This is a genomic window from Ochrobactrum sp. PL_is501 (assembly GCF_055816895.1).
This window is the reverse complement of sequence record NZ_JBVPGR010000038.1, coordinates 391,984-414,684: the sequence shown is the minus strand read 5'-3', so window position 1 is coordinate 414,684 and position 22,701 is coordinate 391,984. Positions and strand designations below refer to the sequence as shown.

Genomic DNA, 22,701 nt, shown 5'->3' with positions numbered 1-22,701 from the left:
TCATGGATGTCACCTCCCGATCCCGCAACAGGCTCGATGCAGCGAAAGAAAGCATTGGCGCGCATCTCGATGAATTCATAGCGCTTCGCCATGACATTCATCAGCATCCGGAGCTTGCTTTCAACGAGCATCGCACGAGCCGTCTCGTTGCTTCAAAACTCGCCTCCTGGGGCTATGACGTCACGACGGGAATTGCAGGAACGGGTGTGGTGGCAACTCTGGCACGGCGGCGGGGACAACGCCGTCTCGCGATCAGGGCCGACATGGATGCTCTTCCGATTGAAGAGGTAACGGGGCTTCCCTATGCCAGCCGAAACAAAGGTGTAATGCACGCTTGTGGCCATGACGGGCACACGACGATCCTGCTCGCGGCGGCCCGATATCTGGCTGAGGAAGGGAACTTCAGCGGTACGCTTGATCTTGTTTTTCAACCGGCAGAGGAAATCGGTGCCGGAGCACGCAAGATGATAAGCGAAGGGCTTTTCGAGCAGTTTCCCGCCGATGCTGTGTTCGGATTGCACAACTGGCCAGGCATCCCCACAGGACAATTCGGGTTTGTCGCCGGGCCAGCTATGGCGTCGGTCGACAAGGCGGTCATCAAGGTCATCGGCGAAGGTGGCCACGGAGCCGAACCGCATAATGCGGTCGATCCTATCGTAACCGCCGCGTCAATCATCACCACCATGCAAAGCGTGGTTTCACGCAACGTCGATCCACGCGAAATGGCGGTTGTCACGGTCGGCTCCATCCACGGCGGTGAAGCCTCAAACGTCATTCCTGGTTCGGTAGAGCTTCAACTGACGATCCGCTCCTACAGCGAAGATGTGCGGCGCAGATTGCAGATACGCATCCCGTCGCTTGCCCGGGCGCAGGCGGAAAGCTTCGGCGCCGTCGCAGAGGTTGATTATAGGCTGGGCTTTCCATCCGTCGTCAACCCGACCGCAGAAACGGCGTTTGCCCGCAAGGTTGCGGTCGATGCCCTTGGCGAAAGCAGTATTGACCAGACATTTTTGCCCCGCACCGCCAGCGAGGATTTCGCCTTCATGTTGCAGGCAAAGCCCGGCAGCTACCTTTTCGTCGGTAACGGCGACAGTGCCCCGCTGCACAGTGCCGAATACGATTTCAACGACCAGATCATCGCGCCAGCTGCCCTCTATTGGGTGCGGCTTGCCGAAACCTTCCTCAAAGAAACAGACGGTGAAGCTGATGAGTGACAGTTTTTTATACACCGGCCCTCTCGATCCCCGTGCAAAGCCGCTCATCGACGAGCTTTTGTATGAATATGACAGCCGATACGGCACCTATTTCAACGCGGAAGGTGCGGTGGCGGAAATGAACCGCTATCCGCCCGAAGCGTTCGCACCTCCGAGCGGCAATTTCGTGTTGCTGATCCGCAACGGAGAAACCATTGGTGGCGGTGCCTTCAAGGTATTCGATGCGCGCACCGCGGAGTTCAAGCGCATTTGGACACGGTCGGACCTGCGACGGCAGGGACTGGCGCGCAAGCTGCTGGTCGAACTGGAAGAGCAGGCGGCGAGGCAGGGCTATTCCCGCATCTATCTGACGACCGGTTTCCGTCAACCTGAAGCCGTCGGTCTCTATCTCAACAACGGCTATACGGCGCTTTTCGATACGGGTGCAGACCCCGAGATTTACAAGACGCTGCCCTTTGAAAAGGAGATCGGCCATCTGGCCGCTTCACCGGGGCTCGGCACCGATCATCGCATCACGGACGGACAACATATCGCCAGCCGGTGAACCTCACCGCAAGGCGTGAAGGCCAAGGAATGACCAGATGGCAGTAACGACAGAATTCTCGAACGTGCAGATTGCAACCCGCCCGGTGGAGCGCAGGCAGGACTATTCGCGCTACAGGATCGTTCCGGCAAGACATCCGGCGCGTTTGGCCGGAAGCCTGTTCGCAGCCCTTGTGATCGGGCTTGTGCTCTATTCGATCTTCACCAATCCTCAATGGGGTTGGAACGTTTTTGCAGAATGGTTCTTTGCCGAACCGGTGCTCGTCGGCCTCGGGCGAACGCTGCTGCTGACGGCCCTCGCTGCTGTTTCAGGCTCCATTCTCGGCACATTGCTGGCGCTGGCGCGTGTCTCCAGGTCGCCGCTGCTTTCAGGCCTTTCCTGGGGTTACATCTGGCTGTTGCGCTCGATCCCGCTGATCGTATTGCTACTCATCTTGAACAATCTGGGTTATCTTTATGCAAACATTACGCTGAGCGTGCCGTTCACAGACCAGATATTGTTCAATTATCCCACCGTGCAATTGCTGACGCCGTTTGCAGCGGCCTTTCTAGGCCTGACGCTGAACCAGTCGGCATTCTTTGCCGAAATCGTGCGCGGCGGTATTCTTTCCGTCGATCAGGGCCAGCACGAAGCTGCGGCGGCGCTCGGCCTGCCGCGCAACCGCCAAGCCTTGCGGATTGTCTTGCCGCAGGCGATGCGCTCCATCCTTCCGACGGGTTTCAACGAGATCATCGGTCTCGCCAAGGGCACGTCCATGGTTTACGTGCTGGCCCTGCCGGAACTGTTCTACACGGTTCAGGTGATCTACCGGCGCAATCTGGAAGTTATCCCGCTGCTGATGGTGGCAACCGTCTGGTATCTGGTCATCATGACCGTGCTTTCGGTGGCGCAATATTACATAGAGCGCTATTTCGCCAAGGGTGCGCTTCGCAATCCGGTTCCCCTGCCGTTCGTGGCTTTCCTTCAGCGCTTCAAGCGCCACTCGCTTCCGATACCGGCGTCAATCGGGCAGGTGCAGCGTGCAGTCCCCGTCGCCGGTTTTCGCGATGCCGGCACCGTGTCTGCGGGCGCATCAATCCATATTCATGACATTTCCAAGCGGTTCGGCACGAATACGGTGTTGAAGCATGTGGAACTGTCTATTCCGGCTGGCAGCGTGACGGCAATTCTTGGCCCGTCAGGTTCCGGCAAGTCCACGCTGCTGCGTTCGATCAATCATCTGGAGCGCGTGGATGAAGGCTTCATTTCCGTCGATGGCGCATTGGTCGGTTATCGTCAGGACGGAGACACGCTTTATGAGCTGAAGGAGAAGGACATCCTCAAGCGTCGCGCCGATATCGCGATGGTGTTCCAGAACTTCAATCTCTTTCCGCACATGACGGTGGTTGAAAACATCATTGAAGCACCGATCCAGGTGCGTGGCCTCTCACGTGATGCGGCGGTCCAGCTGGCGCGCGATCTGCTGGCTCGCGTCGGCCTAGGCGACAAGGCGGAAGCCTATCCGCGCCAATTGTCCGGCGGACAGCAGCAACGCGTGGCGATCGCCCGGGCATTGGCGTTGCGCCCCAAGGTCATCCTCTTTGACGAGCCGACTTCGGCGCTCGATCCGGAACTGGTTGGTGAAGTTCTCGACGTCATCAAGGAACTTGCCCGCACCGGGACCACGCTTGTCATCGTCACGCATGAGATCGGCTTTGCACGTGAAGTGGCCGATACGGTCGTCTTCATGGAAGCCGGACAGATCGTAGAAGCCGGTCCGCCATCCCGCATTTTCAACGACGCGCAGCATCCGCGCACACGCGAATTTCTGGCCAAGGTTCTTTGAACCGGCGCTGGAAGAATTGACACAACAAGGAGATGGGAAATGACATTTATCAGAAAGGCGAGCTACTGGACCGCCGGGATTATCGCAACTGCGTTGCTTGGCTCTGCCGCTGCGCACAGCGAGGGGAAATTTGATCTTAGCCCCGAACAGCCGAACCGGCTGCGCGTCGAGAAGATCGACAAGCGCGTGGAAGAGGTAAAGGATTTCAAGTTCGTCAAGGACGGTGTTCTGACCATCGGCATTAGCACCAGCGGGCATCTGCCGCTCCATGATTATGCGTCGGATTCCAAGACCGTCATCGGCTACGACGTCGATCTGGCGCAGGTCATCGCCGACAGTCTGGGGCGCAAGCTGGAACTGGTTTCCGTGGCGTGGGCCGACTGGCCGCTTGGCCTTTTTTCGGGCAAGTTCGATGCGGTGATTTCGAATGTGACGGTCACGGAAGAGCGCAAGGAGAAATTCGATTTCTCCACCTATCGCAAGGACGAGCTTGGCTTTTATGTGAAGTTCGACAGCAAGATCGGCGAGATCAAGTCTCCGGCTGATATTGCGGGCCTCAAGATTATCACCGATGCAGGCACCAATCAGGAGAAAATCCTGCTGGAATGGGACCGCCAGAACGTGGCTGCCGGTTTGAAAGCAGTTGAGGTGCAATATTACGATGACGATGCGGTCAAGGATCTGGCTATCCAGAGTGGTCGGGCCGATGCCGTATTCAGCGTCAATGCGACGCAAGCCTATTCCGCTGGCATTAACGGCAAGACGAGGCTTGCCGGCACGGTGAGCGGCGGCTGGCCGATCACAGCTGAAATCGCCGTCACGACGCGCAAGGGAAGCGGCCTTGCTCAGCCGTTGACCAACGTTCTAAACGATCTGATCGCAAGCGGCGCGTATCAGAAGGTTCTCGATACCTGGAACCTTGGACCAGAAGCCATCACCGAAGCCAAAACCAACCCGCAGGGCCTGCCGAAAAGCGGTTCCTGAGCCGAAGGGCGAGGGGCGGGTCAGCTTGAGGGGACGCGAGCTGGCCCGCATATTTCTGTAATCCTGGAGAAAGTTACATGAGAGCTGGAGCTCTGCTGATTGCTGCCCTTGCATGGGCGACTTTCCCGGTTCTGACTGCCATGGCTGAGGATGGTTTCGACCTCTCACCCGAGCAGACTGGCCGTATTCACGCAAAGAAGAACGACGCTGCAGTCGCAGCTATTCCCGCCGACTTCAAATTCGTCACATCCGGCAAATTTACCGTGGCCGTGGCGCCCGGCGGCCCACCACTGGCAACCTATGCCACGGACGCGAGAACCGTTGTCGGCGCGGACCCGGAATATGCTTCAGCAGTTGCCGAGAGCCTAGGCCTTGAGCTGCAACTTGTTCCAGTCGCGTGGATCGACTGGCCGCTCGGGTTGGCTTCCGGCAAGTATGATGCCGTCATTTCCAATGTCGGCGTGACCGAGGAACGCAAGGAAAAATTTGACTTTTCGACATATCGGCAGGGCCTGCACGGGTTCTTCGTCAAGTCGGACAGTCCGGTCACCTCCATCAAGGAGCCGAAGGATGCCGCAGGCCTGCGCATCATTGTTGGCGCGGGGACCAATCAGGAGCGCATTCTCGTCAAATGGAGTGAGGAGAACGTTGCCGCAGGCCTGAAACCAATCGAACTGCAATATTACGACGATGAAGCCGCAAGCCTGCTCGCGCTCCGGTCCGGACGCGCTGACGTCATCGTGCAGCCGCATGCGCAGCTCGTTTTCATTGCTGCGCGCGACAAGAATATCAAGCGGGTCGGAACCCTGAGCGCGGGGTGGCCGGATCGTTCCGATGTCGCGATCACTACTCGCAAGGGCAGTGGTCTGGCCGATGCGCTGACGATTGCCACCAATGGCCTGATTGATGACGGAACCTATGCCGAAATTCTAAAGCGCTGGCACTTGCAGGAAGAAGCGCTGTCGCGTTCCGAAACCAATCCGCCCGGCCTGCCGAAATTCAACTGAGCCGACATGAGTTCGTTGCAACTGAAGGATTGAACGTGCCAAAAGCTGTCGAATATTTCTTTTCCATCGGATCGCCATGGTCATATCTCGGGCTGGATACTCTGGAAGAGCTGGCCTCAAGGAATCTGGTTGAAATCAAGCCCCATCTGGCCACTATCATCGAGGAGAATGGCGGAATATTCGCCAAAAATCGCCCTGATGCTCGCCGCGCCTATGGCGCTCGTGACCTGAAGCGGTGGGCCAGATTTCGCGGCAAGCCGCTGCTGCTAGAAAATCGTCCGGCGCTTGGCGACCCGACGCCAGCTTCCTTTTTGGTCATTGCTGCGTATCTTGACGGGGAAAACTGGTTTCAGCTTGTCCGGGCGTTGCAACATGCTTTCTGGGAAGAGGCGAAGGAAATTGGACAGCCTGAAGTCCGCCGTGCTGTCGCCGATGCTGCCGGCTTCAACGGAGCTTATCTTCTGTCGCGTGAACAGGACAAGAATGTTCAGGAAAAATGGCGAAGTGATCGCGAGACGGCCACCGAAAGAGGCGTCTTCGGGTTTCCGACCTACATCTACGAGGATGAAATCTACTGGGGACAGGACAATCTCGGCTTCCTGGCAAGCCACCTGCGCGGCGAGATTCCGTAACCGCAGGCGACGTGAAACGCCACCGGACACTCTCCGGTGGCGAAGCATCATGCGGCGACAATACCGTCGTTGGGAGCGGGCAGTTCAAAAAGGCGGGCTCCGTTTTCGGTTCCCTTTTCCTCATACCCGATAATCTTGAACCACTTCACAATATCGGAACGATCAAGCCAGCTTCGCGAATGGACAGGCAGATCGCCCGCCAGAGCCTGAATCTGCCGTATATGCTGTTTGCAGAAGCGCACGGTGTTTCGGTTGAAGAACTCTTCCTTCGCGGCAAAAAGCGTGTCGGTAGCGCCTTCGCCCTGGTTCCAGGCGATGATCGCTACCACCTTGTCATTCTGCAGCAAAGCGTGCGCCCGACCCTCCCGCAGATTCATCATCAGATTATCATAAGCGGTTTTGGTATCCTTGCCGGCGGCGATATACTCAATCGTCATGCGCCTTGAAAGGTCGTGAAAAACGCTTTCAAGATCACCGACAGTCGCTGTGCGTGCCTTCATTTTTCTGACCTCCCGTCGTTTCACTCCTGTCGCGTGAAAAACGCGACAGCGTCATATTGGCCATTTTGAACCCTGGCATTCAACATGAAAAGCCCCGTACCGGTTCCGGCCTGATGAGAGGAATGCGGTCACGAGGGAAGGTCAGGCCGTGATCGCCGATCGTGCCGCCGCCAGTAGCTCGATCGTTCGCAGGCGATGCGCGCCATCGGTCAGGGGGCAATCCACCACAAATTCCTCCACGCCGTATTCCCGATGAAGACGATTGAATTGCGCCTGGATTTTTTGCGGCGTCCCGCGAATGACCCGCGGGGTGCGTTCCTCGATCTTGTAGCGGCTTGCTCCTGCCTGGCGGACATAATCGAGCGCGAGTTCCCTGCTGCCGACATTGACTGCTTGTCCGCCTTCGATCTCGACGCGGAACAGCCGGATATCGCTCGCGAGTTTCTCGGCCTCTGCTTCAGTCTCTGCCGCGACGATGCCTACGGCGAGAAGTGCGGATTTGCCGGTCTTCCTGCGGTAAGCATCCAGGGCTCGGGCAATGTCGGCTTCATCGCCATGCAGATGTCCCGCATAGACAAAGTTCCATCCGCGCTCTGCGGCAAGCCTCGCGCTTTCGACGCTGGCGCCAAGCAGAAAGCGCTGAGGCGCTTCAGGCGGGAGGGGATAGGCGGCGAGGCTGTCTTCCGATTTGGGGGCTTCCTTGTCAGGGTGGCGCAGAAAACCGTCGAGCTCATCAAGCTGCTGTTCAAAAGAGGGTTTGCGCCCGAGGTCGTATGCGCCCTGCAATGCGCGGGTTGAGAGCAGCAAACCGCCCGGCGCCTTGCCCACGCCCAGATCTACGCGCCCCGGCGCCAAGGAAGCCAGAAGGTTGAAACTCTCGGCGACCTTATAGGCGCTATAGTGCTGAAGCATGACTCCCCCGGAGCCGATTCTAATCCGCTCCGTCCGGGCGAGAAGAAAACCGATCAAGATTTCCGGCGCGGAACTCGCGAGGCCCGGAGCATTGTGATGCTCGGCGACCCAGAAACGCCGAAATCCGGCTTTCTCCGCCAACTGCGCCAGCGCAACCGTGCGGTTCAGTGCATCGTTCGCCGTTTCATCGCCGTGAATCGGGCTCTTGTCGAGAAAACTCAGGGCGTAGGGCATGGGGTCCTCATTGGCAGGCTTGAACAATGAGTAATCTATAATTTTTATATACTATTGAATCGAGCAACGATGTTCCAATATTCCCGCGCTCATTAAACGAACATGCCGTGCAAATCGGCAGGCAAGGCAGCACCCTGAAAGGAGAACATTCAACAGGTCAGCCGGATTCCTTTCATGCCGTTATCGCATATTGAACATTTCGCATTCCTCACACCCGGAAGCTATCGCGATGACGATCCCGGCAGGGGATTGGAGGAAACGCTTCAGCTTCTGGAGCATGGCGAAGCCCTGGGTTTTGACAGTGCGTGGGTGCGCCAGCGGCATCTCGAACGCGGCATTTCTTCCGCCGCGACCTTTCTTGCCGCTGCGACGCAACGGACAGGCAGGATCGGCCTTGGGACCGCCGTCATTCAACTGGGATACGAAAATCCCTTTCGCCTCGCGGAGGACCTTGCCACCGTCGATGTGCTTTCGGGAGGGCGCCTGAATATTGGCGTCTCGGCTGGCCCGCCGCCTTTCGCGCAGCTGATTTCCGGCTATACCGATCAGGCCCCGCAGGCCGATTATGGTCACGGTCGCGCAGAAAAGCTGGCACTGGCCCTCCGCTCGGAACCCTTGTCAGACGCAAGCGAGGCAGGAAATGCCGCCGGTGCGCAAGTGCCGCGCCTGCGTCCGTTCGCGAGCGGGCTGACCGATAGGCTCTGGTATGGCGGCGGATCGCAAAGCTCGGCGCGCTGGGCAGGAAGGGCCGGTTTCAATCTCCTGACCGGCAATGTCATCAGTGGCGAGAACACCGATGACTTTCTGGCCGCGCAGCGCGCCCTGATCGAACGCTTTCGCGCCGAGTGGTTACCTGAGCGGCAGCCGCGCATAGGGTTGGGACGTGTCATTCTGCCGACCGACAGCGCCACCCCCGCGGCGCGGCGTCGCTATGAGGATTATGCAGCGGAGCGAAACAGACGTGTCGGTGTGCCGCACGGGCCACGGCGCACTCTCTATTTGCAGGATGCGGTTGGCACGGCAGAAGAGATACTGGAAATACTGGCACGTGACCCCGTGCTGCCGCTCGTCTCAGAATTGCGGCTGGAATTGCCCTATGAGTTCCCCGCTGAAGATTATATCCAGATCATTGAAGATTTCGCTCGTATCGCACTGTTGTCGCGTCGCCTGCAGCCAAAACCGGTGCTTCGCCACGCTGAACAGGAGAGAATCTCTTCTCGCGAGGCTCGCCGTACTTTGGGATCATTCTAATCCCGGTGTCACTTCAGTTCACGGTAATGTGAACTGAAGCTGCTTAAAGGTCTTTATTTTGCCGTTTTCGCCGGATTGCCGGGGCTTTTCAACGCCCATCCGTGCGCTAGTTCGTGGTGATCCGCAGTTGGTTTGCATCCACTGAGGCACAAGAGATATTTGAACTATGCTGGAGGTATGTGTATCGGGCGTATATGTTTTCCGTCTGCGTATTGCGGATTTTTTTCGGAAACACCTCAAAAGTCTTACCCACCAATCGGCAGGAAACGACAATGACCGACCTCCCCGGATATCCGAGTCGTCGCAGTTTTTTGAAAGCGTCCGCAGCTAGTGTGATGCTTTCAGGACTAGCTGTCTCAGCAAAAGCAGAACCGCAAACTCCTCCGGTTCCCCTCGAACAATATGAACGCCAATATTTCAATGAGATCGAATGGGCCTTCATTCTTGCCGCAACAGCGAGACTGATCCCGTCCGAAGGCGATGGCCCCGGTGCCATCGAAGCCCGTGTTCCCGTATTCATCGATCTCCAGCTTGCAGGCGATTTCGGCCGCGCGGATGACTGGTACATGGTTGGCCCGCACGATCCGTCCGCCGATCCGACGCGCGGCTGGCAGACGCCCCTCAATCCTGCGCAGATTTACCGGCAGGGCATTCCAGCCTTCAACGCATGGTGCGAGCAGAAGTACGGCGCGGCTTTCTCTGCGTTGACGGCGGAACAGCAGGACGCCGCGTTGACTTCATTGCAAAAAGGCGAGGTCGGTCTGCAGCCTGAACTGCGCGACTTCTTCACGCTTCTCTTGCAGAACACCAAGGAAGGCTATTTCGCCGATCCGATGTATGGCGGCAATCATGGCATGCAGGCGTGGAGCTATATCGGCTTCCCCGGTGCGCGCGGCAGCTACAAGGAATGGGTCGAACGCTACAATGTCCGCTACCCGCTGGGTCCGGTTTCGATCAAGGGCGAGAGGGCTTGAGCATGGCACGTCAGGAAAAGAAAAAAGACGTGGTCGTGGTCGGCCTCGGCTGGACCGGCGCCATTCTGTCGATGGAACTGGCCCAGGAAGGGCTTGAAATCGTCGCGCTTGAGCGCGGGCATGACCAGAACACGGTCCCCGATTTCAAATATCCGAACATGATCGACGAGCTGAAATATGGTGTGCGCCTGAAGATGATGCAGCGCGCCAGCCAGCAGACCGTCACGATCCGCCGCAACGCGGACGAAGTTGCCTTGCCCTACCGCAGCTTCGGTTCGTTTCTGCCCGGCAACGGTGTCGGCGGAGCGGGCACGCACTGGAACGGCCTGAACTGGCGTCCGCAAGCGGAAGAGCTGCGCCTGCGCTCCTACGTAAAGGAACGCTGGGGCGAGCAGATCATTCCCGAAGACATGCTTCTCGGCGATTACCCGATCCAATATGACGAACTGGAGCCGTTCTTCGACCGTTTCGAGCGCGTCGCGGGGATTTCCGGCAAGGCAGGCAACATCAAGGGCAAGATCGTTGAGGGCGGCAACCCATTCGAGGGCTGGCGTTCCAATGATTATCCGATGCCGCCGATGCATACGACCTGGGACGGACGGAAATTTGCCGATGCGGCTCAGGGCATGGGGTATCACCCGTTCCCGTCGCCGGGCGGCATTGCCTCGACCGCCTATGTCAATGAATATGGCATGCAGATGGGGCCGTGCAATCACTGCGGTTTCTGTGAACGCTTCGGCTGCTATCAGTACTCCAAATCGTCACCGCAGACGGCAATTCTCGATGCGCTGAAGCGCATGCCGAATTTCTCTTATCGCACGGAGTCCGAAGTTCTGCGTGTCGAAATGGCGCCGGACGGCAAGACGGCCACGGGCGTGACCTATTTCGACGAAGCGACGCAGGAAGAAGTCTTCCAGCCCGCCGATATCGTCATTCTTGCGTCGTTCTCGCTCAACAATGTGCATCTGGCGCTGCTTTCCGGCATCGGCCAGCCATACGACCCGGTAACAGGCGAGGGCGTCACCGGGCGCAACTATGCCTATCAGATGAATGGCGGCGTGACGCTCTTCTTCAAGGATGAGGAGTTCAATCCGTTTATCGGCACCGGCGCGAATGGCATGTGCATCGACGACTTCGGTGTCAACCAGATCGATTTCGGACGCGAAGGCTTCATCGGCGGTTCCTACTGGCGCGCAGGCCAGACCAACGGCCAGCCGATCCGCAGCATGCCGCTGCCGTCTGGAACACCGGCCTGGGGTGGTGCATGGAAGAAGGCCATCGCCGAATGGTACGGCCATGCCATGTCCATCGGCAGCCACGGTTCGCATATGTCCTACCGGACGAACCATCTCGATCTGGACCCGACCTATAAGGACCGTCACGGCCGTCCGCTGATGCGCATGACCTTCAACTGGAATCCGAATGATATCCGGATGACCCAGTTCATGAAGACCAAAATGGAAGATCTGGCCAAGACGATGAACCCAGACCTGATGCAGTCGTCCTTCAAGAAGGAAGGCGCGCAGTATGACGTGCGCCCATATCAAACGACGCACAACACGGGCGGTCATATCATGTCGGATAATCCGCGTGAGGGCGTGGTCAACCGCTATTCGCAGGCTTGGGACAAGCACAACGTGTTCCTGACCGGTGCGGGCAACTTCGTGCAGAATACGCAGTACAATCCGACCGGCCTGCTGGGTGGGCTTGCCTATTCGACTGCGCATGCGATCCGCACGCAATACCTGTCCAATCCGCGTCCGCTGATCTGAGGAGAATGGTGATGAAAACTTTTCTTCGCATAATCGGCGTTCTTGTCGTCATCGGAATTATCGCGCTGCTGGCCTTCATCTTCGTGCCGGTGCAGCTTACCAAGCCGACCAAGGAACTGGCTGCGGACTGGAAACCCGCCGAAGGGCAGGGCCAATATGTCATGTATGCTTCTGACTGCATGGCCTGCCATACGGCGGAAGGCGGCAAGCCTTTTGCCGGCGGACGCCCGATCGCAAGCCCGATGGGCACGATCTTTACGACCAACATCACCCCGGACAAGGAAACCGGCATTGGAAACTGGACGCTCGACCAGTTTCGCGCTGCTCTCTATGACGGCATCCGTGCCGATGGCGCGCATCTCTATCCGGCAATGCCATACGAGAACTATCGCAAGCTGACCGAGGAAGACGTTCGCGCGCTGTATGACTATTTCATGCATCAGGTGGAGCCGGTGAACAATGTCGTTCAGGAAACCAAGCTCGGTTTCCCGTTCAACATGCGTTTCGGCATTCGTGCATGGAACTGGCTGGCTCTCGGTCAGGAAGCGGGCTTCAAGGCCGCAGGCAAGTCGGAAGCACAGGATCGCGGCCAGTATCTGGTCGAGGGCCCGGCTCACTGTGCCGCCTGCCACAGCCCGCGCAATCCGCTGATGGCGCAGAGCGGCACGCAGGTTGGTGATAAGGACTTCCTCACCGGCGGTGTTGTCGATGGCTGGAACGCACCGACGCTGCGCGGCGAAAACTCCGCTCCGCAGAAATGGTCGATCGAGGAGCTGGCGACCTATCTTGCAACAGGCCGCAACTCCTATTCCACGGCCAATGGCGAAATGGGCCTGGCGGTCGAGCACTCGCTGCAGCATCTCACCGATGCCGACAATCTGGCGATTGCCGCTTTCCTGAAGGGGATTGACGGCGCGGCTGTGGAAGTGCCGCAGGACTTTGCGGTGAAGGTTTCCAAGGCTCTGCCGGCTGCCCCGGCTGATGCCGCCGGTGAAGCAACCACAAAGATGCTGACGGAGGCTTCTCCCGAGATGCCGCTTGGCGCGCGCCTCTATATCGACAACTGCGCCGCCTGCCATTTCGTGACGGGCAAGGGCGCGCCGGGAATCTTCCCAGAGCTTGCCGGGAATGATCTGGTGACGGGCTCGGAAACGAAGCCGCTGATCTCGATCATCCTGCACGGTGCGGAGGTTCCCTCCACGGCGAAGCGTCCGATGCGTCTGGTCATGCAGGGCTATGCCGACCGCCTGTCGGATGACGAAGTTGCCGAACTGGCTACCTTTGTCCGGTCTGCATGGGGCAACGGCGCAGGGCCGGTGAAAGCCGCGGATGTCGCAGCGGTCCGCAACAGCCAGACCCACTGATGAGAAAGTGACGGCGGAGCGAAAGTTCCGCCGTTCTGTTATCTACGCCGCTTCAATGTCGCGCATGGGTGGGTTTCCGTAGAAGCGGCTGTATTCGCGACTAAACTGCGAGGGACTTTGATAGCCCACGCGATGGCCTGCCGTACCGGCATCCAGCCGCTCGACCAGCATGAGCCTGCGGGCTTCGTTCAGGCGGAGCTGCTTTTGATACTGTACCGGCGTCATTGCCGTGATCGCCTTGAAATGATGGTGAAACGACGACGCGCTCATATTGACGTGTTCGGCCAGTTGTTCGATCCGCAACGGTGCTGCAAAATTCTGGCGAAGCCATGCGATAGCCCGCGCTATACGGTTGGCCTGGCTGTCGGCGGTGGCAATGTTGATCAGTCGTTCGCCGCCCGGACCCGTCAAAAGGCGATAAAGGATTTCCTGCTCGATCAGGGGCGCCATCACCGGAATATCGTCGGGACTGTCGAGAAGGCGCAGCAGTCGCAGAACCGCGTCAAGCAATCCCGCAGGCGCGGCATTGACGGTGATCCCCCATTGATCGCCATCGGCCATCATCCGTCTGCGAACATCGACACGGCCGATCAGGTCGGTCAGTTTTTCGCTGTCGATGGCGAGGGCCAGACACAGATGCGGCGCTTCCGGGCTCGCTTCAACCACCCGCCATGTTACTGGCAGGTCAAGCGAAGTCACCAGATATTCGCCCTTGCTGTAGTTGATCGTCTCGGAACCGAGGCGCAGCGATTTTGAACCTTGCAGCACCATGGCGAGGCAGGGCCGATAGCTGCTGTGGCACGGTATGCTTGGCGTCGTCCGCCTGCTGATCCCCAGACCTTCGATTGGTGTGCGATATTCACCGTCCTGCCCGGTGAAACGCTCCGCGAGAGCGGCAAGCTCGTTATAGGTGTCTGTCAGTGACGTCATGGATGATCCGCTTCGGATAAGTTGGAATAAAGCAACTATCTATCACGCTGGCCTGTGTCGCAATCGTGAAGCGGGCACCTTTGCAGGATCGTGCAAAAAGCTTGCAGGATCGGTCTACCGCTTCCGCGCCTGTTTCCGGCATATTCCGCGGGCCTTTCCAAATTCAATAAATGGAGTCTATCATGGCCATAGCAAGAGGTTACGCTGCTACGGATGCAGATGAACCGTTGGTTCCGTTCACTTTTGAGCGACGCGAACCCAATGCGGATGACGTGGTCATCTCGATCCAATATTGCGGTGTCTGCCATTCCGACATCCATACCGTTCGCAATGAATGGAAGAACGCCGTGTACCCAATCGTTCCGGGGCATGAAATCGCGGGCGTCGTCACCGCTGTCGGCGATGCGGTCACCAAGTTCAAGGTCGGCGATAAGGTCGGCGTCGGCTGCTTCGTGGATTCCTGCGTCGGCTGCGCCAGCCGGGATGTCGACAACGAGCAGTATCTCCCCGGTCTCATCCAGACCTACAACACCTTCGATGCGGAAGGAAAGGAACGGACGCAGGGCGGCTATTCCGACCATATCGTCGTCAAGGAAGGCTATGTCCTGTCCATGCCCGACAATCTTCCGCTCGATGCCGCAGCTCCGCTACTTTGCGCTGGCATCACGCTTTATTCACCGCTGCGCCACTGGAATGCTGGTCCGGGAAAACGGGTCGCCATCGTCGGCATGGGCGGCCTCGGGCATATGGGCGTCAAGCTTGCCAATGCCATGGGCGCGCATGTGACGGTTCTGAGCCAGTCGCTCTCCAAGAAGGAAGACGGCCTGAAACTCGGCGCTCATGAATATTACGCCACCAGCGACGAAAGCACCTTCGAGAAGCTGGCCGGTTCGTTCGATCTCATCATCTGCACCGTCGGTGTTGCCATCGACTGGAATGCCTATCTGGGCCTGCTCAAGGTCAATGGCACGATGGTGGTCGTGGGCGTGCCGGAACATATGGTGCCGGTGCATGCCTTCTCGCTCATTCCGGGCCGCAAGTCGCTTGCGGGATCGATGATCGGATCGATCAAGGAAACACAGGAAATGCTGGATTTCTGCGGCCAGCACAACATCGTTTCCGAAATCGAGAAGATCAATATCCAGGAAATCAACGAAGCTTATGAGCGCGTTCTGAAGAGCGACGTTCGCTACCGCTTCGTGATCGACATGGCTTCGCTGGCAGCATGACGCACATCGAAGGATGGAGCATTTCCTGTTTTGATTGAAACACTGGAATGCATGTCCTTATCCTGAAATAGCAAAACCCCGACCCGTTTGTGTCGGGGTTTTGCTTTTCTATCTATCGGTTTTTCAGCATTTCCGAACGCAAAACCGTTTTACACTTTTGCTGGAAATGCTCAGCGTCTGCGCAGATTTTTCCAAACCAGCGCGGCTGTTACCGTCAGAAAAGCTGCAAGGATCGTACCCTCGATTATAAAATACCAGTGCATGAGGGGGAAGCTCCTATGCCGGAACTCTGCCGCCGCCAGATCGAGTGTTCGATGTCCATGGAATTGCTGCTTGGGGTTCTTCGAGAATATTTCGCTTGAGGGCGAAGCCGGCTATCGCATGGCGCGCAACGTTCAGAGGTTTGAGACCGTTCTGCGCATCGCAACACGCCTTCCATGTCATTTCATAGATGACATCACGGTCATGCTCCGGCCATTCATAAAGATAGTCTATTGCGTCTTCAACGCAGGCAATTTCGCGAATGAGATAGGGGCCGTCCTTAACAAATACAGGACTGTCAAACAAACGGTCGCTCATCAGAACCTCCATTTGATCGAACGAAAATGTTAGTGTGACGGCGTCGATTTAGGAAGCCGCTGCGGCTGTTCAAGTGGCTGGAATAAAAAAGTTTTTAGATTCCGCAGTTAAGACGTCGCATCGCCGGATGCTTGTTCGGCATACCACATTGCTTATCGCTTATTACAAAGAGCTGAAGTACAGTCTGTCGGGCAGCATCTTGCGGCGGGGGAACGTATCTTTGGGATTTGACGAGAATACACTGTTTTTTGCGGCGGGTATCTGCTCTCTGGCAGTGGCCCTGACGATCCTGAGTGTCTGGTATCAGAATTCCCACGATGGCTTCTTGCTGTGGGGTTGCCTTGGCATGATCCTGCTCGGCGCGGGGGCTGTGCTTTATTATGCCGGGCCGCTGCCGCTGGCCACGGCCTCCATCGTCGCCTTCAGCCTCGAAAGCATCGGCTTCATACTGCTGATACTGGGTTCGCGACAGATTTCGGGTCGTGCGGTTCGCAGCCGCTTTTTGATCCTCCTGGCGATCGCCGTCATCTGCGCCACGATACTTCCCATTCTGGCGGGTCAGACGGGCACCGGCACGGCAATTTTCAACCTGACATCGGCCCTGTTGCTCCTGATGACGGCGAAGGAGTATTTCCATGTCTATCGCGAGGCGCCGGTCCCTGTGACAGGCATGATCGCGCTTTATGTCCTGACGGCTATTTCATTCTTTCTGTGCGGTGTGCTGATCCTGTACGAACGCCAATGGGGGATGACTGCCATCCCCAGCAACTGGGCTGAAAACATCAATGCGATAACGGCAATCATCGGGATTACGGGCATTGGCGCTCTATCGCTGAATTTCACCCAGTCGCGTATCGCGCGCCGCCATGCCAACGATGCACGCACGGACAGCCTGACCGGATTGCTGAACAGGCGCGCCCTTTACGATGTGCTGACCCACGATGAACTGCAGCTCGGAGATTCCGTTGTGATCTTCGACCTCGATGCGTTCAAATCGATCAATGATACGCACGGCCACATTATCGGCGATCAGGTGTTGGGAACCTTTTCTAATGTCCTGCGCAGCCATGTCAAATGCGAGGCTCTGATTTCGCGTGTCGGCGGCGAGGAGTTCGTGCTGATCCTGAGGCAGAAACAGAACAGCGAGGTTCTTGCTTTGGCTGATGCGATCCGCAAAGCCTTTGCAGCGACGATTTTTGAAGCTCTGGCGGGAGATTTTTCTACGACGACCAGTGCAGGCATCGCTTTCTTTACGCCGGGAGATCGTGACTTCCAGACCGTATTCCACCGGGCGGACGCCGCGCTTTATCGCGCCAAGCATCTGGGGCGCAACAAGGTATGCACAGAGCTGCACAGCGTTGCCTGAACGCTCCGATCAGGGATGGAAATGGGCCTGAAAATCTGGCCCATTTCCGTCGGCTTGTCAGGTGCCGAAGCGTTCTTCGCTCAGCGCCGCCGCCATCAGAGCCTTGGTATAATCCTCGCGCGGATGATCGAAGACCTGTTCGGTGTCGCCCTGTTCGACGATCTTTCCGTTCTTCATCACGATCACATAATCGGACACCGCCCGAACGACCGCCATATCATGGCTGATGAACAGATAGGACAGCCCATGGTCTTTCTGCAGATCGCGCAAAAGGGTGACGATCTGCTTCTGCACCGAACGGTCAAGCGCGCTTGTCGGCTCGTCGAGCACGATCACGCGCGGTTTCAGGATCATCGTGCGCGCAATGGCGATGCGCTGGCGCTGGCCGCCTGAAAATTCATGCGGATAGCGGTTGCGCATGGCCGGATCGAGACCGACTTCCTTCAGCGCTTCCTGCGCACGGCGGTCGCGCTCCTTTGCCGAAAGGTTGGGTTCGTGGATCAGAAGCCCTTCGGTGATGATGCGCCCGATCGTCATGCGGGGGCTCAGCGAGCCGAACGGGTCCTGAAAGACGAGCTGCAATTCGCGGCGTTTCGGTCGCATTGCCTGCGGTTCACGCGGCAATTCCTGCCCCAGATAGGCGATGCGACCCTCGGAGGCGATCAGCCGCAAAATGGCGCGGCCCAGTGTGGATTTGCCCGAACCGGATTCACCCACAATACCGATGGTCTGGCCCTGCTTCAGCGTCAGCGAGACATTGTTGACGGCTGTGAGGTAGTTGGCGGCGCCCAGCCACGGCTTGCTGATGAGAAAGTTGACCTTCACATTATCAGCGCGAACCAGCACGGGCGCTTCGTCGCCGGGAGGGGCTTTTTCACCTTCCGGTTCCGCATTGAGCAGCATCTTCGTATAGGGATGCTCCGGCGTGGTAAAGAGTTTCTCCGTATCGTTGGTTTCCACCACTTCGCCGGAGCGCATCACATAGACCCGATCCGCAAAGCGCCGCACGATGCCGAGATCATGCGTGATGAAGACCACCGCCATGCCAAGCCGCTTTTGCAGATTGGCCAGAAGATCCAGAATCTGCGCTTGAATGGTGACGTCGAGCGCGGTCGTCGGCTCGTCGGCGATCAGGATGTCCGGTTCGTTGGCGAGCGCCATCGCGATCATGACGCGCTGGCGCTGCCCGCCCGACAGCTCATAGGGATAGCTGTCGATGCGGCGCTCCGGTTCGGGGATGCCGACGAGCTTCAACAGTTCAAGAATACGCGGGCGCGCATCCTTCTTGCTCAAGCCCCGATGATAGCGAAGCGGCTCGGCAAGCTGGTCGCCGATGCGGTAAAGTGGATCGAGCGAGGTCATCGGCTCCTGAAAGATCATGGTGATCTTTGCGCCGCGTATCCTGTTCAGCTTCTTTTCGGGCATGCCGATCAGATCCTGTCCACGATAAAGCGCCTGACCGGTTGCCCTGCCGTTCTGGGCCAGGAGGCCCATCATCGCCATGGTCGTCTGGCTCTTTCCGGAGCCGGATTCGCCCACAATGGCGATGGTTTCACCGGCTTTGACATCAAGATTGATGCCGCGTACGGCCTCAACCGGACCATCATGCGTATCGAAGGTGACACGCAGATCACGCACGCTCAGAATGTTTTCGTTCGTCATCTCAGCGATCCTTCGGGTCAAGGCTGTCGCGCAGGCCATCGCCAAGGAAGTTCAGCGCAAACAGGATGATGGTCAGCGTTGCGGCAGGCCAGATCAACAGCCAGCTGGCGCCGCGCATGTTCTGGGCGCCTTCGGAAATCAGGAGCCCCAGAGAGGTGAGGGGGTCCTGCACGCCGAGACCGAGGAAGGAAAGAAGGCTTTCAAGCAGGATTGCCTTCGGCACCAGAAGCGTCACGAAAACGATAACGGGACCGAGTGCGTTGGGAATGATGTGGCGGGTGATGACGCCGCGCCGTGTTGCGCCGAGCGCCTCCGCTGCCTGCACGAATTCCTGCCGTTTGAGGCTCAATGTCTGTCCGCGCACGATGCGCGCCATGTCCAGCCATTCCGTCGCGCCGATGGCGATGAAGATGATGAAAATCGATCGCCCGAAGAAGACGAGCATCAATATCACGAAGAAAATGAAGGGCAGAGAATAGAGAATATCGACCAGCCGCATCATCACATTGTCGACGCGTCCGCCTAGATAACCGGAGATCGCGCCATAGGACACGCCCAGAACCAAAGCCATCGCGGAAGCGAGCAGGCCGATGGCAAGCGACATGCGAACGCCGATGAAGATGCGTGTCAGCAGATCGCGGCCCAGATTGTCGGTGCCGAGCAGGAAATAGTTGCGGCTGACATTGAGCGTCAACTTGCCCGAAAGCCCGTCCTGCGCCAGTTCAATCCTCGGATTGCCGAACAGGTCGGAACGCTCGAAATAGCGCAGCACGCGCTCGTCCGTCGGGCGTTGCGACGTTATGTTGACCACCAGCGAATTGCCGATCAGTTCAGGCTCGCCAGCGGCTTTCAGCCGCGCGCGGGCCAGCACCTGTTCCAGCCCGGGCATGATCGTATCGGCACGCGGATAGGCTTCGAGGCTTGGGGACACGCGCACGAACTGCGGATAAATCTTGTCATAGGGATGCGGGCTCAGCATGGGGCCGAACACACCCAGAAAAGCCATCAGGAGAAGCACGATGGCGCTCGCCACGGCGGCCCTGTTCTTGCGCAGGCGCAGCCATGCATCCTGCCAGAGCGAGCGGCTGGGAACTTCCAGCTGGGCTGTTTCGGTCGGAGCGGTAAGATCAGTCATAGCGAACCCTCGGATCAAGCCATGCATAAAGAAGATCGACGATCAGGTTGAAAGCCACGATGAAGACCGAAATGACGACAACGGTTCCCATGACGAGGGTGTAATCGCGGCTAAGCGCGCCCTGCACGAAGTAACGGCCGATGCCGGGGATGCCGAAGATAGTTTCGACCACGACCGAACCGGTGAGAAGGCCGGCGGCGGTCGGGCCGAGATAGGAAGCGGCGGGAAGCATGGCGGCGCGCAACGCATGAACGCCCACAACCACACGGGAAGGCAGGCCATAGGCTCGCGCCGTGCGCACGTGATTGGCGCGTAATGCCTCAATCGTTGCGCCGCGCACGAGACGCGCAATGACGCCGACCTGCGGCAATGCAAGCGTAAGGACCGGCAGTATCCAGTAGGTTATATTCGCCGAGGACCAGCCGCCCGCCGGAACCCAGCCGAGAATGACACCGAACAGAAGGCTGAGGAGAGGGGCCACGACAAAGGTCGGCGTGGTGATGCCGAATGTGGCGAGAGCGACAACGAAATAGTCGATCGGTGAATTCTGCTTCAGCGCGGCGAGCGTGCCGAGGAAGGTTCCTATGATCGCGGCAAGCGTCAGGCCGAGCGCGCCGAGCACGATCGAAACCGGCAGGCCGGAAGCAAAGAGGTCGTTCACTGTAAAGTCACGCCGGGTAAAGCTCGGCCCGAGATCGCCCTGCACCAGATTGCCCAGATAAATCAGATACTGCCGCCACAGCGGCGCGTCCATATTATAGGCTTTCTTGAGGTTCTCCAGGATCAGCGGATCGATCGGGCGTTCCAGATCGAAAGGTCCGCCCGGCGCAAGCCTGATGAGGAAGAACGTCAGCGTGATGATGATGAAAATCGTGGGTATCGCACTACCCAATCGTCGGAGCGTATAGCCCAGCATGTTCTTTTTCCTTCTTTGCCGGATCGTCGATGAACGATCCGGCAACCCCTGAGGGTATTTTTGGTTCTGGCTTTATTTGTTGATCGAAAGCCAGCGCGTGGCGTGCGAATTCATGAGGTTATCTTGGTAACCCTGAACGCGGTCGGCAACGAGAGCGGTGGACGAATAATACAGCAGCGGCACGACGGCCCCGTCGCTGAGCAAAATCTTCTCCGCATCAGCAAGTATTTTCGCCCGTTCTGCGAGATCGGTTGTCGTTGCGGATTTCGCCATCAGCGCGTCATAATCCTTGTTCGACCATTCGGCATAATTGAAGTAATTGCCGGTGGTATAAAGCTCCAGGAACGAATTCGGATCGTTGTAATCGCCGATCCAGCCGTCGCGGGTGATGTCGAACATCCCCTTTTCCTGAAGGTAATTGTAGAAGGTCGTTCCCTCGACCTCATTGAGGGTTGCCTTGATGCCGATATTGCCCAGCATATTGGCGATTGCCGCCATTGTATTCTTGTGGTTTTCCGAAGTGTTGTAGCGCAGGGTCACCGAAAGGCTTCCAGGCTCTACACCGGCTTCCTTCAGCAATTCCTTGGCCTTGTCCTCACGGTCCAGCACGTCCTCGTCTGCGAAATCCAGCTTCGGCGCATCCTTGACGTAATTCACGATTCCGGGCGGCACCATTGAATTGGCTGGCAGCATCACACCGCGCCAGACTTCATTGGCGATGAAGTCGCGGTCGACAGCCATTGATATGGCGCGGCGCACACGCGGATCACGCAGCTTGCTCGAAGGCTCGCCTTTGATGTCCGCATAATAGATGCCGAGATAGGGGGCGAGGCGGAACTGGCCGCTCAGGTTCTTCTTCACATAATCCATCTGCTCGGCTGGAACATCGGAGCAGATGTCGACTTCTTTCGCCTCGAAACGGCGCATGCAGCTTGCACGATCTTCAAAAGGTATCCAGTTCACGGCGTCGATTTTCACGTTGGAAGCATCCCAGTAATTGGGGTTCTTCTTCATGGAAATCTTGTCGTTGGGATTGAAGCTGACAAGCGTATAGGCGCCATTGGTCACGAGATTGCCGGGCAGGGTGAACTTGTCGCCGAATTTCTCGACGGCTTTCCGGTTGAGCGGCAAACCGGTCTGGTGAGTGAGCAATTCGAGAAAATAAGGGGCAGCGTTCTTGAGGCTTATCTGAAGGGTCTTGTCGTCAAGCGCCTTCACGCCAAGCTGGTCAACCGGCATCTTGCCTGTGGCCACTTCCTCGGCATTCTTGATGGCATAGAGGACGCTGGCGTAACCGGCAGCCGTCTTGGGGTCCATGATGCGGCGGAAAGTGAACTCGAAATCACCAGCGGTAACGGGATCGCCATTCGACCATTTGGCGTTTTCGCGCATGTGGAACGTGTAGGTGAGGCCATCGTCTGAAATATCCCATGAGGCAGCGGCGCCGGGGATGGCTTCGCCCTTCTCGTTCTGAGCGAGCAAACCTTCATAAAGGTCGCGCAGGACACGGTTTTCCGAAGCGGTGGTGGTGTGATGCTGGTCCAGCGTGGCGGGGTCGGTGTCGTTGCCCCGGTTGAGCACTGTTTCTGCCGATGCTGCTTGGCTCAACGCCATCAGGCAAACGCCTGTCATCAAAATTCCGCGAACCATTAGAAACTCCCATATGCTTTT

The 22,701-nt window shown here is 57.8% G+C and carries 20 protein-coding genes; 12 read left to right on the top strand and 8 right to left on the bottom strand.

Going from position 1 to position 22,701, the window contains the following annotated elements:
- The first annotated feature begins 2 nt into the window (after positions 1–2).
- The 6 genes from AC0TOF_RS19120 (at position 3) to AC0TOF_RS19095 (ending at position 6,206) form a co-directional block, all read left to right on the top strand.
- Positions 3–1,214 carry a M20 aminoacylase family protein gene (locus tag AC0TOF_RS19120; RefSeq protein ID WP_473769413.1) on the top strand — a complete coding sequence of 404 codons (1,212 nt, stop codon included), beginning with the start codon at positions 3–5 and terminating at the stop codon, positions 1,212–1,214.
- A complete protein-coding gene (locus tag AC0TOF_RS19115) occupies positions 1,207–1,758 on the top strand; it encodes a GNAT family N-acetyltransferase (RefSeq protein WP_473769412.1) in 552 nt (183 codons plus the stop codon). Before AC0TOF_RS19120 ends, AC0TOF_RS19115 begins: the two co-directional genes overlap by 8 nt.
- Positions 1,759–1,795: 37 nt before the next feature.
- Positions 1,796–3,583: an amino acid ABC transporter permease/ATP-binding protein gene (locus tag AC0TOF_RS19110; protein WP_473769411.1), complete on the top strand. Its 1,788-nt coding sequence runs from the start codon at positions 1,796–1,798 to the stop codon at positions 3,581–3,583.
- Between the two features lie 39 nt (positions 3,584–3,622).
- The gene (locus tag AC0TOF_RS19105; protein ID WP_473769410.1) at positions 3,623–4,567 is read left to right on the top strand and encodes an ABC transporter substrate-binding protein; all 945 of its coding nucleotides are present in this window, start codon (positions 3,623–3,625) and stop codon (positions 4,565–4,567) included.
- A 77-nt stretch (positions 4,568–4,644) separates the two neighbouring features.
- Complete coding sequence (locus tag AC0TOF_RS19100; protein WP_473769409.1) at positions 4,645–5,574, top strand: ABC transporter substrate-binding protein; 930 nt, start codon at positions 4,645–4,647, stop codon at positions 5,572–5,574.
- A 35-nt stretch (positions 5,575–5,609) separates the two neighbouring features.
- The gene (locus AC0TOF_RS19095) at positions 5,610–6,206 is read left to right on the top strand and encodes a DsbA family protein (protein ID WP_473769408.1); all 597 of its coding nucleotides are present in this window, start codon (positions 5,610–5,612) and stop codon (positions 6,204–6,206) included.
- Positions 6,207–6,253: 47 nt separating this feature from the next.
- On the opposite strand, the gene AC0TOF_RS19090 is transcribed toward AC0TOF_RS19095, so the two are convergent.
- Both AC0TOF_RS19090 and AC0TOF_RS19085 read right to left on the bottom strand, forming a co-directional pair.
- Positions 6,254–6,706, bottom strand: a complete 453-nt coding sequence (locus AC0TOF_RS19090) for a hypothetical protein (RefSeq protein ID WP_122002310.1) — start codon at positions 6,704–6,706, stop codon at positions 6,254–6,256.
- A 141-nt stretch (positions 6,707–6,847) separates the two neighbouring features.
- Positions 6,848–7,852: an MsnO8 family LLM class oxidoreductase gene (locus AC0TOF_RS19085; RefSeq protein ID WP_473769407.1), complete on the bottom strand. Its 1,005-nt coding sequence runs from the start codon at positions 7,850–7,852 to the stop codon at positions 6,848–6,850.
- Between the two features lie 174 nt (positions 7,853–8,026).
- Here AC0TOF_RS19085 and AC0TOF_RS19080 point away from each other — a divergent pair, with 174 nt between their 5' ends.
- The 4 genes from AC0TOF_RS19080 (at position 8,027) to AC0TOF_RS19065 (ending at position 13,213) form a co-directional block, all read left to right on the top strand.
- Positions 8,027–9,103 carry an LLM class flavin-dependent oxidoreductase gene (locus AC0TOF_RS19080; RefSeq protein ID WP_473769406.1) on the top strand — a complete coding sequence of 359 codons (1,077 nt, stop codon included), beginning with the start codon at positions 8,027–8,029 and terminating at the stop codon, positions 9,101–9,103.
- Positions 9,104–9,375: 272 nt separating this feature from the next.
- On the top strand, positions 9,376–10,077 hold the full coding sequence (locus AC0TOF_RS19075; RefSeq protein WP_473769405.1) for a gluconate 2-dehydrogenase subunit 3 family protein: 702 nt from the start codon (positions 9,376–9,378) through the stop codon (positions 10,075–10,077).
- A gap of 2 nt (positions 10,078–10,079) precedes the next feature.
- A complete protein-coding gene (locus tag AC0TOF_RS19070) occupies positions 10,080–11,849 on the top strand; it encodes a GMC family oxidoreductase (protein WP_122002314.1) in 1,770 nt (589 codons plus the stop codon).
- 11 nt (positions 11,850–11,860) lie between these two features.
- Positions 11,861–13,213: a c-type cytochrome gene (locus AC0TOF_RS19065; protein WP_473769404.1), complete on the top strand. Its 1,353-nt coding sequence runs from the start codon at positions 11,861–11,863 to the stop codon at positions 13,211–13,213.
- 42 nt (positions 13,214–13,255) lie between these two features.
- Here AC0TOF_RS19065 and AC0TOF_RS19060 read toward each other — a convergent pair whose 3' ends face one another.
- On the bottom strand, positions 13,256–14,143 hold the full coding sequence (locus AC0TOF_RS19060; RefSeq protein ID WP_473769403.1) for an AraC family transcriptional regulator: 888 nt from the start codon (positions 14,141–14,143) through the stop codon (positions 13,256–13,258).
- Positions 14,144–14,325: 182 nt separating this feature from the next.
- Here AC0TOF_RS19060 and AC0TOF_RS19055 point away from each other — a divergent pair, with 182 nt between their 5' ends.
- On the top strand, positions 14,326–15,372 hold the full coding sequence (locus AC0TOF_RS19055; protein WP_122002317.1) for an NAD(P)-dependent alcohol dehydrogenase: 1,047 nt from the start codon (positions 14,326–14,328) through the stop codon (positions 15,370–15,372).
- A 276-nt stretch (positions 15,373–15,648) separates the two neighbouring features.
- On the opposite strand, the gene AC0TOF_RS19050 is transcribed toward AC0TOF_RS19055, so the two are convergent.
- Positions 15,649–15,951, bottom strand: coding sequence for a DUF982 domain-containing protein (locus AC0TOF_RS19050; protein WP_122002318.1), 303 nt, complete (start codon positions 15,949–15,951; stop codon positions 15,649–15,651).
- Positions 15,952–16,171: 220 nt separating this feature from the next.
- Between AC0TOF_RS19050 and AC0TOF_RS19045 the strand changes: the two genes are divergently transcribed.
- Positions 16,172–17,317, top strand: coding sequence for a GGDEF domain-containing protein (locus AC0TOF_RS19045; protein ID WP_473769402.1), 1,146 nt, complete (start codon positions 16,172–16,174; stop codon positions 17,315–17,317).
- 57 nt (positions 17,318–17,374) lie between these two features.
- Here AC0TOF_RS19045 and AC0TOF_RS19040 read toward each other — a convergent pair whose 3' ends face one another.
- The 4 genes from AC0TOF_RS19040 to AC0TOF_RS19025 all read right to left on the bottom strand — a co-directional run bounded on the left by AC0TOF_RS19040 (position 17,375) and on the right by AC0TOF_RS19025 (position 22,680).
- The gene (locus tag AC0TOF_RS19040) at positions 17,375–18,979 is read right to left on the bottom strand and encodes an ABC transporter ATP-binding protein (protein ID WP_473769401.1); all 1,605 of its coding nucleotides are present in this window, start codon (positions 18,977–18,979) and stop codon (positions 17,375–17,377) included.
- 1 nt (position 18,980) lies between these two features.
- A complete protein-coding gene (locus tag AC0TOF_RS19035; RefSeq protein WP_473769400.1) occupies positions 18,981–20,114 on the bottom strand; it encodes an ABC transporter permease in 1,134 nt (377 codons plus the stop codon).
- Positions 20,107–21,030, bottom strand: coding sequence for an ABC transporter permease (locus AC0TOF_RS19030; protein ID WP_473769399.1), 924 nt, complete (start codon positions 21,028–21,030; stop codon positions 20,107–20,109). The genes AC0TOF_RS19035 and AC0TOF_RS19030 overlap by 8 nt, the downstream gene beginning before the upstream one ends.
- Positions 21,031–21,102: 72 nt before the next feature.
- Positions 21,103–22,680, bottom strand: coding sequence for a peptide ABC transporter substrate-binding protein (locus tag AC0TOF_RS19025; protein ID WP_473769398.1), 1,578 nt, complete (start codon positions 22,678–22,680; stop codon positions 21,103–21,105).
- Positions 22,681–22,701: the final 21 nt, after the last annotated feature.